12 protein-coding genes are annotated in these 12,494 nt (G+C 62.1%); 5 read left to right on the forward strand and 7 right to left on the reverse strand.

Going from position 1 to position 12,494, the window contains the following annotated elements; genetic code table 11:
• Positions 1-32 precede the first annotated feature (32 nt).
• The 7 genes from ACZ89R_RS21320 to cbiE all read right to left on the reverse strand — a co-directional run bounded on the left by ACZ89R_RS21320 (position 33) and on the right by cbiE (position 6,942).
• Positions 33-2,150 (reverse strand): TonB-dependent copper receptor, encoded by a 2,118-nt coding sequence (locus ACZ89R_RS21320; protein WP_429544672.1) that lies wholly within the window; start codon positions 2,148-2,150, stop codon positions 33-35.
• An 84-nt stretch (positions 2,151-2,234) separates the two neighbouring features.
• Positions 2,235-2,690 (reverse strand): DUF2946 domain-containing protein, encoded by a 456-nt coding sequence (locus ACZ89R_RS21325; protein ID WP_429544671.1) that lies wholly within the window; start codon positions 2,688-2,690, stop codon positions 2,235-2,237.
• A 21-nt stretch (positions 2,691-2,711) separates the two neighbouring features.
• Complete coding sequence (locus ACZ89R_RS21330) at positions 2,712-3,191, reverse strand: copper chaperone PCu(A)C (RefSeq protein ID WP_429544670.1); 480 nt, start codon at positions 3,189-3,191, stop codon at positions 2,712-2,714.
• Between the two features lie 48 nt (positions 3,192-3,239).
• Complete coding sequence (locus tag ACZ89R_RS21335) at positions 3,240-3,638, reverse strand: DUF2946 domain-containing protein (RefSeq protein ID WP_429544669.1); 399 nt, start codon at positions 3,636-3,638, stop codon at positions 3,240-3,242.
• 292 nt (positions 3,639-3,930) lie between these two features.
• Positions 3,931-4,644, reverse strand: a complete 714-nt coding sequence (locus tag ACZ89R_RS21340; protein ID WP_429544668.1) for a cobalt-precorrin-6A reductase — start codon at positions 4,642-4,644, stop codon at positions 3,931-3,933.
• Positions 4,641-5,738: a cobalt-precorrin-5B (C(1))-methyltransferase gene (locus ACZ89R_RS21345; protein ID WP_429544667.1), complete on the reverse strand. Its 1,098-nt coding sequence runs from the start codon at positions 5,736-5,738 to the stop codon at positions 4,641-4,643. The genes ACZ89R_RS21340 and ACZ89R_RS21345 overlap by 4 nt, the downstream gene beginning before the upstream one ends.
• The gene (gene cbiE, locus ACZ89R_RS21350; protein WP_429544666.1) at positions 5,731-6,942 is read right to left on the reverse strand and encodes a precorrin-6y C5,15-methyltransferase (decarboxylating) subunit CbiE; all 1,212 of its coding nucleotides are present in this window, start codon (positions 6,940-6,942) and stop codon (positions 5,731-5,733) included. The genes ACZ89R_RS21345 and cbiE overlap by 8 nt, the downstream gene beginning before the upstream one ends.
• Before the next feature lie 239 nt (positions 6,943-7,181).
• Between cbiE and ACZ89R_RS21355 the strand changes: the two genes are divergently transcribed.
• The 5 genes from ACZ89R_RS21355 (at position 7,182) to cobJ (ending at position 12,332) form a co-directional block, all read left to right on the forward strand.
• On the forward strand, positions 7,182-7,832 hold the full coding sequence (locus tag ACZ89R_RS21355; RefSeq protein WP_429544665.1) for a hypothetical protein: 651 nt from the start codon (positions 7,182-7,184) through the stop codon (positions 7,830-7,832).
• 145 nt (positions 7,833-7,977) lie between these two features.
• Positions 7,978-9,279 (forward strand): precorrin-3B synthase, encoded by a 1,302-nt coding sequence (gene cobG, locus ACZ89R_RS21360; protein ID WP_429544664.1) that lies wholly within the window; start codon positions 7,978-7,980, stop codon positions 9,277-9,279.
• The gene (locus ACZ89R_RS21365; protein ID WP_007907400.1) at positions 9,272-9,898 is read left to right on the forward strand and encodes a precorrin-8X methylmutase; all 627 of its coding nucleotides are present in this window, start codon (positions 9,272-9,274) and stop codon (positions 9,896-9,898) included. The genes cobG and ACZ89R_RS21365 overlap by 8 nt, the downstream gene beginning before the upstream one ends.
• Complete coding sequence (locus ACZ89R_RS21370; RefSeq protein WP_429544236.1) at positions 9,898-10,629, forward strand: precorrin-2 C(20)-methyltransferase; 732 nt, start codon at positions 9,898-9,900, stop codon at positions 10,627-10,629. Before ACZ89R_RS21365 ends, ACZ89R_RS21370 begins: the two co-directional genes overlap by 1 nt.
• The gene (cobJ, locus tag ACZ89R_RS21375) at positions 10,629-12,332 is read left to right on the forward strand and encodes a precorrin-3B C(17)-methyltransferase (RefSeq protein WP_429544663.1); all 1,704 of its coding nucleotides are present in this window, start codon (positions 10,629-10,631) and stop codon (positions 12,330-12,332) included. Before ACZ89R_RS21370 ends, cobJ begins: the two co-directional genes overlap by 1 nt.
• The last annotated feature ends 162 nt before the right edge of the window (positions 12,333-12,494 follow it).

The raw sequence follows: 12,494 nt of genomic DNA on the forward strand, positions 1-12,494 counted from the left end.
TGCCGAAGGCTGCGATCTTTTGACTTTTCTTGTTAGAAGCTCATATCAACCTTGGTCCAGAGCGTTCGTCCCGGTTCGTTGATGGCTTGCGGATCATTGGCCGGAAAGCCGAAACCGGCGTTGCCCGCCAGGTTCAAGTGTTCGGCGTAAGCCTTGCCGAACACGTTGTCGACGCCACTGCTGACCTTCCAGTTCTTGTTGATCCGGTACGCACCGTTAAGCGAGAACACGCCGAACCCGGAGCTCGTGTCGAAGTCTTTGCCAACCACGTTGCCCTTGTTCCGGTCGATGCGGTTTTGCGCCGCAACCAATCGCCACAAGGCGCCGGCGCTCCAGTTGTTTTCGCTGTAGGTCAGGCCGAAACGTGCATCCAGCGGCGGCATCTGCGGCAGTGCGTTGCCGTCGCTGCTGTTCTTGCCCCAGGCGTAGGCCAGGGTCGCGTCGGCTTTCCAGTTGGCCGTCAGCTTGTAGGCCGCACCGAGTTCGCCGCCCATGATTCGCGCGTCGATGTTCTCGGCTTGCGAAGTCATGCCCATCATCCCCGGCGTGTAGCTGAACAGGATGTAATCGCGCACTTGCCCGACGTAACCCGAGGCCCAGGCCTCGAGGTCTTCGGTCTTGTATTGCAGGCCAAAGTCGAACTGGGTGGTTTTCTCCGGCTTGATCGAGTCGAAGGCATTCACCGAACCGGCGGGGCCGGACTTGGGCGAAAACAGCTCCCAGTAATCCGGGAAACGCTGGGCGTGACCGAGGCCCGCATACAGCGTGGTCGGGCTGTCGGCCAGGTCATGCTCGTAACGGACGAAACCGCTGGGCAGCGTGTCGGCGCGGGTGTCGTCGGCTGTCGGGTTGGGGCGGGCCATCATCCCGGAGCCGATGGTCTGCCGATAATCCTTGGCCGACGCGCGATCCAGGCGCGCACCGGTGATCAACCGATCACGGTCGGCGGCGTACCAGGTCAGTTCGCTGAACACGCCGTAGTTGTGGAAGTCGGCATCCTTGTTGCGCGGCACATCCTTGTAGGCGTCGACGCCCATCGCGCTGCGTTGGCGATGTTCGTTGGTCTGCGCATCCAGGCCACTGATCAGTTGCACATCGGCCCAGCGCCAAGTGGCTTTGATCCGCGCGCCGAGGGTCCGGCGGTCAACGTTGGAGGCCATGGGGCCGGCCATCATCCCGGTGCCGGACGGCGTGCGCAGGGTGTAGTTGTCCATCACGTGGTCGGCGTAGTTGTAGTAGACCTGTGCCTCGACCTTATCCAGCACTTCACCGATGTTCGACTGCTCAAAGCGCAGGCCCAGGCTTTCGCGCAAGAACTGCGAACCGTCCATGCCACGCCCGGCGTAGCGGGCTTCGCCGTCGCCCTTGCCGGCGGTCAGTTCCAGCAGCGTGTCGGCGCTCGGGGTCCAGCCGACAGCGACGTCGCCGTTCCACTTGTCATAGCGCGAGGGCACGGTGTCGTTGTTGCCGTCCTTGTAGTCGTCGGAATGCGCGGTGTTGCCGATCACGCGCACGTAGCCCAGCGGCCCGCCGGCAGCGGCGTCCACCACTTTGTCGAAGCGCCCGTTGGAACCGGCCAGCATGCTGGCGTTCACCCGGGTGCCGAGTTCGCCGAAGCTTTCCGGCTCACGGTCGAACAGGACGGTGCCGGCCGATGCGCCGGGGCCCCAGAGCACGGTTTGCGGGCCTTTGATCACGGTGAGTTTGTCGTAGGTTTCCGGCGAGATGTATGAGGTTGGCGCGTCCATGCGGCCGGGGCAGGCGCCGAGCATCATGCTGCCGTTGGTGAGGATATTCAGTCGCGAGCCGAACATGCCGCGCAGCACCGGATCGCCGTTGGTGCCGCCGTTGCGTACCAGCGCGAAGCCGGGGATGGTTTTCAGGTAATCGCCACCGTCGCTGGCCGGCACCGGTTGGCGCGGGTCCTTGGGGTTGGTGACGATGGTCAGTGGCGAACTTGGCGCGATGGCGGTGATCACCGTCGGGCTCAGTTCTTCGGTGTGGCCGGTGTGTTCATCGGCCAGCACCATCGGTGTCAGCAGCAAGCCGCAAAGAATGGCGGTGGCGTGCCTGAAGCGAACGCGAGATTCGGTCAGGGCAAAAGAAGCCTGGGCAGCGCCCAAACGTGTGTCAGCAGAAAACCTGGACATGACAATTTCCATCGAACAGTCGTAAACGACACGGCCGGCAGCCTATGGCTGTCTTCTAAACCGTGTGAAATTGGAAGTGGGTGTTTACGCGACGATGGGCGGCGCACGGGTGCGGGCGCCGGGGAAGACGGTTTGCCGGGCGTGGCCCAAGCGGGTAGCGGGAGTGCTGAAAGTGGTTGTCTGTGGACTGTCGAAAGCGACGAAGGCCTGACCGCCAGTGAGCGCCGGGCAATTGAACAGCAGGCTGCAATAGCCGCATTTTTCCCAGAGTGCGTGATGGTCGGCTTTGGGTGGGCAGTGCTCGGCGGCGGGTTGCGCGCCATGCTCCATGGCTGACATATCCATGGGCATGTCCATCGACATGCTCATGGATACTTTCATCAACGCCGAGGCGCGTTGATCCATCGGCATCGGCATCGACTGAGAAATCAGCGGGCCGATAAAGATCATCAGCATGGCGAACAGGCTGATCCAGCTGCCGCACGTCAGGCTCATTGGCTGACGGCGGTGCACGGATGACCGGGTGCCAAGCGGGCGCATGGGCGTTTTCAACGTGGGCGATTACTGAGCGTGCATATGCTCTTGCATGCCGTCAGGCGCCTTTTTCTGCACCGCGACCTCGACCGTCACATCGCCGGATTTTTCGAAGTGCATCGTCAGCGCGAAGCGCTTGCCGTCGCTCAACAGGCTGCGGTCTTTCAGCTCCAGCAGCATTACGTGATAGGCCATCGGTGCGAAGGTGACTTCGCCGCCAGCCGGAATTTCGACGCTTGGCACTTGCTGCATTTTCATCAGGTCGTTTTGCTTCACGTGCTCGTGCAATTCGGCCTTTCCCGAAATTGGCGAGTCAACGCTCAGCAGTCGATCGGCGGTTTTGCCGTTGTTGTGAATCACGAAATACGCCGCGACGGTGGGCGCGTTGGGCGGCAACTCTTGCGACCACGGATGGGCGATCTCAAGCTCGCCAGCCTTGTATTGGTGAGCATTGGCAAAACAGGCAGGCAGCAGCAATACAGCCAGAACGATGAGTTTGTTCAACATGGCAGTTCTCCAGAACGATTCAAAACGCAGGTCAATTGCGAGAAGGAATCACACCAGAGGGGACGCGCGGGGGTTGAGACTCGGCCATTGCTGGCGCGGTGTAGGGGTGTCGAGCGTGGCCGGCGGCAGGCTTCGATTGGCCTCGAAACGCGCGTAATACAACCGCGGCGTATGCCCCGGCAACGCCACCAATGGCGCAGAGCCCGAGCAGCACCAGCAATGCTGCATGTTGGAATGATCGTCGTTCTGCGGAGCTTTCTGCTCGATATCGCCCAGGGAAATCGCTACCAGTTTAGTGCCGTTGGAAGAGCAGAAACTGCCCCACAGCAACTGTTCGGCCGGCGATTTCGCCGTCTGCGCCATCGCTCCAGACATCGGCATGGCGAGCATGTTGAACAGCACTGCAAAGCAGGCGATCCAGGCAAATGCGAGCCGTTGTCGGGACATGAGGGCAGATCCGGTTGAGTGGGCAATCAGGCGCGGCTATTTAGCCTGATCAGGGGCGATAAGTAAAAAGGCCGCGTGCGGTGTGGTGTCGCAGTGAAAGACGTTCACGGCCTTCATGATAGTCGCGAATTCCAGATTACCGGTGCTGCGCAGTGACAGCATTCTTGCCGGGATCACGTTCAGTGAGGCCGCAACCGCCAAGATCGCAGCCTTCGGCAGCTCCTACAGTTGGAATGCGTACTCCTGTAGGAGCTGCCGAAGGCTGCGATCTTTTGGGGCCAGTAAAAGTTAATTACTTCAGCGCTTCCAATACCTGTACGACCGAACAAAACTCCCGCTCAACCCCCGGCAACACCGGCCGCTTCAACACCAGCACCGGCACTCCGCGTTCCCGCGCCACTTCCAGCTTCGGCTCGGTGGCGGTGCTGCCGCTGTTCTTGCTGATCAGCACATCAATCTGCCGACGCTCGAACAATTCACATTCATCCTCAATCAGAAACGGCCCACGCGCGCCGATCACTTCGCAGCGCTCATTCCCGGGATAAGCGTCCAACGCACGCAACGTCCAGAATTGCTCCGGCGGGATTTCGTGCAGGTGCTGCAGCGGTTCGCGGCCGAGGGTGAACAGCGGTCGGCGGAAGGGTTTCAGTGCTTCGATCAGTTCGACCCAGTCGCTGACTTCGCGCCAGTCATCTCCGGCTTGTGGTTGCCAGGCCGGACGCCGCAAAGCCCAGCACGCAATGCCGCTCAATTGCGCGGCGGTGGCGGCGTTCTGGCTGATTTGCGCTGCGTAGGGATGGGTCGCATCCAGCAACAGGTCGATGCCTTCATCCCGAATGAACTGCGCCAGACCTTCAGCGCCGCCATAGCCGCCAACCCGAACCTGGCAGTTCAGATCCGTCGGCACGCGACCGACACCGGCCAGGCTATAGATGTGTTCCGGGCCCAGCGTCCGGGCGATGGCCAGGGCCTCCGTGACGCCGCCGAGCAACAACACACGCTTCATTGAAAAACTCCTGCATGGCCGACAATCCCGCCCTGGCGATCGATGGCGAATACTTCGACCTGAACCTGCGCTGGCACCACGCTGCGGGCAAAGTCCAGCGCGTGCTGACACACCGCGTCGCCGAGTGCGATCCCGGCAGCGCTGGCCATGGCCAATGCCTGCTGACTGGTATTGGCTTCGCGGATCGCCTGTTGCAACGTCTCATCGGCGCCGACCGCTGCTGCCCATTCGGCCAGTTGCGGCAGGTCAATGCTTGAATGCCGACTGTGCAAATCCATGTGCCCGGCCGCCAGTTTGCTGATCTTGCCGAACCCGCCGCACAGGCTGAGTTTATCCACAGGCACTTTGCGCAAGTGCTTGAGCACCGCGCCAACGAAGTCGCCCATTTCGATCAGGGCGATTTCCGGCAAGTCGTAGACCCGGCGCATGGTGTCTTCGCTGGCGTTGCCGGTGCACGCGGCGATGTGCAGGAAACCGTTGGTTTTGGCGACGTCGATGCCCTGGTGGATCGAGGCGATGTAGGCCGCGCAAGAGAACGGCCGGACGATGCCGCTGGTGCCGAGGATCGACAGGCCGCCGAGAATTCCCAGTCGCGGGTTCATGGTTTTCAGTGCCAGGGCTTCGCCGTCCTCGACGTTCACCGTGACCTCGAAGCCGCCCTGATAATCCAGTTCCTCGGCCAGCAACGTCAGGTGTTCGCTGATCATCCTGCGCGGCACCGGGTTGATCGCCGGCTCGCCAACGTTCAGTACCAATCCGGGCCGAGTGACGGTGCCCACCCCACGACCTGCGCTGAAGCGAATGCCCGGCTCACTGTGCAAGCGCACCTGGGAAAAGAGCAGGGCGCCGTGGGTCACGTCCGGGTCGTCGCCGGCGTCCTTGATCGTTCCGGCTTCGGCGCCGTCGTCCGTCAGCCGACAGAATTCCAAGCGCATTTGCACCTGTTTACCTTTGGGCAGAATGATCTCGACGGCGTCCGCTTCCACGCCACTGAGCAGCAGGCGTGCCGCCGCGAGACTGGTGGCGGTGGCGCAGCTGCCAGTGGTCAGCCCGCTGCGCAGTGGTGCGGGTTGTTCGGCGGTTTCGTCACGCATCGAGGGGCTTCGTCACGTCCAGCAAGGTAATCGGTAGCGCCTGACGCCAGGTGTCGAACTCACCCAACGGTTGCGCCTGAGCGACATGAATGCGGGTCAGTTCACCGCCATGCCGTTCGCGCCAGGCCATCAGGGTCACTTCGCTTTGCAGGGTGACGGCGTTGGCCACCAGTCGACCGCCGGGTTTGAGTTGCGCCCAGCAAGTATCGAGCACGCCTTCGCGGGTGACGCCGCCACCGATGAAAATGGCGTCCGGGCGTTCCAGCCCATCCAGGGCTTGGGGCGCGCTGCCGCGAATCAATTGCAGGCCGGGGACGCCCAAGGCATCGCGGTTGTGTTCGATCAACAACTGCCGCCCTTCATCCGCTTCGATGGCCAGTGCCCGGCAACTCGGATGAGCACGCATCCACTCTATGCTGATCGAACCGCTGCCGGCGCCGACGTCCCACAGCAGTTCGCCGGGAACCGGGGCCAGGCGCGCGAGGGTAATGGCGCGCACATCGCGTTTGGTCAGTTGGCCGTCATGCTTGAAGGCAGAGTCTGGCAACCCGGCGAGTCGGGACAGGCGCGGCGTGTTCGGTTCGGCGATGCATTCGATGGCGATCAGGTTCAGATCGGCAATCAGCGGGTCGTTCCAGTCGTTGGCGACGCCCTCGATGCGTCGTTCGGCTTCGCCGCCCAGATGTTCCAGCACGGTGAGGCGACTGGGCCCGAAACCGCGCTCGCGCAGCAACGCCGCGATGGCCGCCGGAGTCTGGCCGTCGTTGCTCAACACCAGCAAGCGCACACCACTGGACACATGGGCGTTGAGTGCGGCGACGGGGCGCGCGACTACTGAAAGCGTCACCACATCCTGCAATGGCCAGCCCAGGCGAGCGGCCGCCAGTGACACGGAAGACGGGGCGGGCAGGATCAGCATTTCCGCGCCGGGCAGTTGCCGCGCCAGGCTGGCGCCGACGCCAAAGAGCATCGGGTCGCCGCTGGCCAGTACACAAACCGGCTCGCCACGCAGCGCAAGTAACGGCTCAAGGGTAAAAGGACTGGGCCACAACTGGCGTTCGCCACGAATGCACACCGGCAGCAAGTCCAGTTGGCGTTGGCCGCCGATAATCCGCGAGGCGTCCATCAGGGCGCGCCGGGCATTCTTGCCCAGGCCCTTGAAGCCGTCTTCACCGATTCCCACAACCGTTAGCCAGGGTGTCATGCCGTTCCTTAATCCAGGGTTGATCTTCAAGGGCGGCATGATAACGCGGCTGCCGGTATCTGACGCGGGTCGGTTGTCGGAGAATGTTTAACCGATAGCGGAAACTTAATGTTGTGCAAAAGCGGTTTGCTTAATGCGTGTTTTTGCTAGTTTGGGTTCAGCTTAAGTCGGGCTTAATGAAAGTTCTGATTTAACGACGAAGAATTTTATTTTTTAATAATTGCCAAGTTGGAAGAGATATGGATATCAATTCAGATGACATCCGCAGCAATGCAATCGCCGTGAATAATATGTTGTTCACAGGCATCGGGGGCCAGACTGCAGCCGACAACCATTTTGTAAAGAACTGCGTTCTACTCGCGCAGATCAAGGCGGACGAACTTTACAACAGCAGTACCCAGCCTGCTGAATGGTTCGATCACTTTGCCGGCATTCTCTGGTCATTTGGCTGGAGCCTTGAGGAACAGCCCGTCGTTCTGGTCCAGCGCGAATTTTCCGGAAGCGTACAGGAGGCATGGCGAAAGTTGGCGGCGCCGTTGCTCGCGCGTTCCCAACTGGCACAAGTTGAAGCAGGACTTGCAGCGCTGGAAAACGATGCGGCGATCCTGAAAAAGTTTACCGCCCTGAGTGGCAAGACTTTCAGCTCGCATATTTTGCCGATCAGTTACAACGCCAGCGGCGAGTTGGTCGTGGTGCTCAGTCACATCCGGTTTATCAAGATGGTCCTGAGTACCACCTATCTGTTTTGGCAGATCCATCAGCCGATGTCGCAACTGGATATTCGCGCCAGAAAACTGGTGATCAAGCGCCGGGCGATGGATGCCCATCGAGCGAGCGTTGAGCAGGCCCTTCGCGAGATCCCTTTCAAGCTTGAAGAATACGAACTCTGAACAGCGCCAAGCTGCGTAATGTGTAGCCATGGCGGATTCCGACCGGCAGGCATTTTCATGCGCTCGGGCAAAGCAGGCATAATGGCGACCTTTCGCCCACCACAGCGCTGCCAGCCAGCCGGTCACCCCTTTGAACGAACGCCCGATGTCCACCGCTTTACGCCCCTCGGCCTGCCCGGGGTTGCTGCGTATCGTCCAGGCACTGGATGGCGGCATCTGTCGGATCAAATTGAACGGCGGCTCGATCAGCGCTGCCCAGGCTGAAGCGGTGGCCAGCGCGGCCGAACGGTTTGCCGGGGACGTGATCGAGGCGACCAATCGGGCCAACCTGCAGATTCGCGGGATCGGCAGCGAGCAGACGGCACTGATCGACAGCCTGCTCGCCGCCGGATTGGGCCCGCGTACCGCCGCTGGCGACGATGTGCGCAACCTGATGCTCAGCCCGGCCGCCGGGATTGATCGGCATAGGCTGTTCGACACGCGCCGGCTGGCTGAACAGATTCTCGCCACCCTGCAAAGCCACGAACGCTTTCATGAGCTCAGCGCCAAGTTTGCCGTGCAACTCGACGGCGGCGAGGCGTTGGCGATGCTCGAACACCCCCATGATCTGTGGTTGTCTGCTGCTGAGCGAGACGGCGAACGATTGCTGGCATTCGGTCTGGCGGGTTGCCCCACGGACACGCCCGCAGGTTCAGTGTCACTTGAGCAAGGACACGGGTTGGTCGTTGCAGTGCTGGAGTTGTTTCTCGATTTGGCGCGGCCCGATCAAACACGGATGCGTCATGTGCTGGCCGAAATCCCGGCCGCGGATTTTCTCGCGCGCCTGGCCGAGCGTGTGCCCTTGAACCCGATCACCGATTGGCAGCGTTCATCGAGCCCGGACGCTCTGCACATCGGCGTTCATCCGCAGGCTGGAACCGAATATGTCTATATCGGTGCCATACCTCCTTTGGGGCGGCTCAATCCCGTCATGCTCAGAGGCGCGGCGCAACTGGCGCGCGAGTTCGGCGACGGGAGCCTGCGTTTCACTCCATGGCAAAGTCTGTTGCTGCCCAATATTCGAAAAGAACGGGCGCTCGAAGTCATTCGGCGCCTGGAGCAACTGGGCTTGCTGTGTGAACCCGATCAGTCCTTGTCACGGTTGATCGCCTGCACCGGTTCCGCTGGCTGCGGCAAAGGCCTGGCCGAGACCAAGAGCGACGCCTTGCAATTGGCTGCGCTGTTGCAACGCCACGATCAAACGGTGCATTTATCCGGTTGCCAGCGTTCCTGCGCCGCCGCCCATGGAGTGCCGGTCACGTTACTGGCCGTCGCACCCGGTCGCTACGACCTCTATTTTCGCGATGCGGGGCAGTCGGGTTTCGGCGCCCTGCACGCACGCAATCTTACTATTGAAGCGGTCGGCGCCTTGCTCGACGCCCGCCCACGGAGTTCCCTTGATGCTTGATTACATCCGCGACGGTCAGGAGATCTATCGCAACTCCTTCGCGATCATTCGCGCCGAGGCCAACCTCGAGCGCATCCCGGCCGATCTGGAGAAACTCGCGGTGCGGGTGATCCACGCCTGCGGCATGGTCGAGGCCATTGACGGTCTGCAATTTTCCGAAGGTGCGGGTAAGGCCGGGCGTGATGCGCTGGCGGCTGGCGCGCCGATTCTGTGCGACGCACGGATGGTCAGCGAAGGCGTGACCCGCGCGCGTTTGCCTGCCAACAATCCGGTGATTTGCACCCTGCGCGATGACAGCGTTCCGGAGCTTGCCCGTGAGTTGGGCAATACCCGCTCCGCCGCCGCGCTGGAACTGTGGCGCCCGCATCTGGAAGGCAGCGTGGTGGTGATCGGCAATGCGCCGACCGCGCTGTTTTATCTGCTGGAAATGCTCGACGCCGGCGCGCCGAAACCGGCGCTGATCCTCGGCTTCCCGGTGGGTTTTGTCGGCGCCGCCGAATCCAAGGCGATGCTCGCGGCGGACAGCCGTGGCGTGCCTTTCGTCATCATGCAAGGCCGGCTGGGCGGTAGTGCCATGGCCGCCGCCGCTGTCAACGCCCTCGCCACGGAGATCGAATGATGCAGCAACCTGGACGTTTGATTGGTCTGGGCGTCGGCCCCGGTGATCCGGAACTGATTACCGTCAAAGCCTTGCGCCTGCTGCGCGAATCGCCGGTGGTGGCGTACTTCGTCGCCAAGGGCAAAAAGGGCAACGCCTTCGGCATCATCGAAGCGCACCTGCAGGACGCGCAAACCCTGCTGCCGCTGGTTTACCCGGTGACCACTGAAGCGCTACCGGCGCCGTTGTCGTACGAACAAGTGATCAGCGATTTCTATGACACCGCTGGCGAACAACTCGCCGCGCATCTGGACGCTGGCCGTGACGTGGCGGTGATTTGCGAAGGCGATCCGTTCTTCTACGGCTCCTACATGTACCTGCACGATCGTCTGGCCGAACGCTATGAAGCCGAAGTCGTGCCGGGGGTCTGCTCGATGCTCGGCGGTGCGTCGGTACTGGGTGCGCCGCTGGTGTATCGCAATCAGAGCCTGTCGGTGTTGTCGGGTGTGCTGCCGCACGAAGATCTCAAGCGGCGACTGGCTGATGCCGATGCCGCAGTGATCATGAAACTGGGGCGCAACTTTCCCAAGGTCCGGCAGGTTCTCGAAGAGCTCGGTCTGGCGCAGCGTGCGCTGTATGTGGAGCGCGCGACCATGGCCAATCAGAAAATCGTGCCGCTGGATCAGGTCGAGCCGATGTCCTCGCCGTATTTCTCGCTGATCATCGTTCCCGGTGAAAGGTGGCAAGGCTGATGGCCCATTCCGCTCCGGCGATTGTCATTCTCGGCAATGGCAGCCTCGCGACTGCACGCAAAATTGCGCAGCTATACCCCGGCGCATTGATCCATGGATTGGCCGAACGGGTCGATGGCGCGGACCGTGTTTATCACGAGTTCGGCGCGACCCTGCGCGAGCTTTATCAACAGGACACGCCGATCATCGCGTTGTGCGCCGCCGGGATTGTGATCCGCACCCTGGCGCCGTTGCTGCTGGAAAAAGGTGCTGAGCCACCGGTGCTGGCCGTGGCCGAAGACGGCAGCGCCGTGGTGCCGCTGCTCGGCGGCCTCGGTGGGGTGAATGTCATGGCGCGCGAGATTGCCGCCGGCCTCGACGTCGCGGCGGCGATTACCACCAGCGGTGAGCTGCGTTTCGGCACGTGCCTGCTCAATCCCCCCAGCGGCTATGCCTTGGGCGATCTGGAGCTGGGCAAGCGCTTTGTCTCGGACTTGTTGGCTGGCGAACACGTGCGCATCGAAGGCGCTGCGCCCTGGTTGGCGCAAGCACAGTTACCGCAGGATCCCGAGGCTCATTTGTCGATCCATGTCGGCAGCGCCGAACGGACGCCGGCCGCCAATGAGCTGTTGATCTACCCGCGCAGTGTGTTGCTGGCGGTCAGCGCCAGTGTGGCGGATTTGCCCCAGGCGATTCGCGTGGCGCTGCGTCAGGCGCGAGTCGCCGTTCAATCGCTGGCGTGCTTGCTGGCGCCGGTCACGGAGATGGCCAGCCCGACGTTGCGCGAGGCGGCGCTTGAGTTGGGTGTGCCGCTGCGTTTTGCGTCCGCTGCCAGCGATGCCAGCGAGTTGGCTCGCGAGGCTATTCCCGGCGCGAAGATTATCCCGATCGACGCGAACCTGGCGCTGGCAATCGTCGAACAGCCGCTGAACGTTGCGCAGATCGGCCAGCCACGCGGTCGACTGGCGGTGATCGGCCTGGGCCCGGGCGCTGCCGAGTTGATGGTGCCTGCGGTGAAGGCTGAACTGGCCAGAGCCACTGATGTGCTCGGTTACGAAACCTATGTGCGCATGGCTGGCCCGTTTCGCCCGGATCAAGTGCTGCACTGCACCGACAACCGCGAAGAGATGCAGCGTGCCCGTCACGCCTTCGAACTGGCGGCCCAGGGGCGGTCGGTGATCGTGGTCTCGTCCGGTGATCCCGGCGTGTTTGCCATGGCCGCCGCGGTACTCGAAGCCTTGCACGAGTCGACTGACCCGGCCTGGCACAACGTCGATCTGGAGATCCTGCCGGGGGTTTCCGCTTCGCTGGCGACGGCCGCTCAGGCCGGTGCGCCGTTGGGGCATGACTTCTGTGTGATGTCCCTGTCGGACAACCTCAAGCCGTGGTCGATCATCGAAAAGCGCTTGGACCTGGCCGCCGAAGCCGATCTGGCGCTGGCCTTCTACAACCCGATCTCCCGCTCGCGGCCATGGCAGCTGGGCCGTGCGCTGGAGATCGTCGCGCAGCACCGTACCCCTGAAACCCCGGTGGTGCTGGGACGTGATATCGGTCGCCCCGGCCAGACGCTGCGGACCACCACACTCGGCGCGCTCACACCGGAGCAGGTGGACATGCGCACGATGGTGCTGATCGGCTCGTCCACCACTTGCGTGTTCCCCCGCGCCGAAGGCGGTGACTGGGTGTACACGCCGCGCTGGTATGGCAACAAACCCCTCTGCTGAAATCTGGCGGCCCGCCCGGGCCGCCTTCATCACCTCAGTCCGGTTACTTCTCTCGATTGTTTCGGCATTTGTGCGTGTAAGCCTGTTCCGTTGTTTGAGTGGGATTTTGTTACCTGCCACGAAGAATTTTTATTCTGCTTTGTAGGAAGTTCTACTTTGATG

The organism is Pseudomonas sp. TE3728 (assembly GCF_056279145.1).

What these genes read in the sequence shown, in the direction of transcription:
- ACZ89R_RS21320 (WP_429544672.1), bottom strand. Translation starts at nt 2,150, where the DNA reads ATGTCCAGGTTTTCTGCTGACACACGTTTGGGCGCTGCCCAGGCTTCT.
- ACZ89R_RS21325 (WP_429544671.1), bottom strand. Translation starts at nt 2,690, where the DNA reads ATGCGCCCGCTTGGCACCCGGTCATCCGTGCACCGCCGTCAGCCAATG.
- ACZ89R_RS21330 (WP_429544670.1), bottom strand. Translation starts at nt 3,191, where the DNA reads ATGTTGAACAAACTCATCGTTCTGGCTGTATTGCTGCTGCCTGCCTGT.
- ACZ89R_RS21335 (WP_429544669.1), bottom strand. Translation starts at nt 3,638, where the DNA reads ATGTCCCGACAACGGCTCGCATTTGCCTGGATCGCCTGCTTTGCAGTG.
- ACZ89R_RS21340 (WP_429544668.1), bottom strand. Translation starts at nt 4,644, where the DNA reads ATGAAGCGTGTGTTGTTGCTCGGCGGCGTCACGGAGGCCCTGGCCATC.
- ACZ89R_RS21345 (WP_429544667.1), bottom strand. Translation starts at nt 5,738, where the DNA reads ATGCGTGACGAAACCGCCGAACAACCCGCACCACTGCGCAGCGGGCTG.
- cbiE (WP_429544666.1), bottom strand. Translation starts at nt 6,942, where the DNA reads ATGACACCCTGGCTAACGGTTGTGGGAATCGGTGAAGACGGCTTCAAG.
- ACZ89R_RS21355 (WP_429544665.1), top strand. Translation starts at nt 7,182, where the DNA reads ATGGATATCAATTCAGATGACATCCGCAGCAATGCAATCGCCGTGAAT.
- cobG (WP_429544664.1), top strand. Translation starts at nt 7,978, where the DNA reads ATGTCCACCGCTTTACGCCCCTCGGCCTGCCCGGGGTTGCTGCGTATC.
- ACZ89R_RS21365 (WP_007907400.1), top strand. Translation starts at nt 9,272, where the DNA reads ATGCTTGATTACATCCGCGACGGTCAGGAGATCTATCGCAACTCCTTC.
- ACZ89R_RS21370 (WP_429544236.1), top strand. Translation starts at nt 9,898, where the DNA reads ATGCAGCAACCTGGACGTTTGATTGGTCTGGGCGTCGGCCCCGGTGAT.
- cobJ (WP_429544663.1), top strand. Translation starts at nt 10,629, where the DNA reads ATGGCCCATTCCGCTCCGGCGATTGTCATTCTCGGCAATGGCAGCCTC.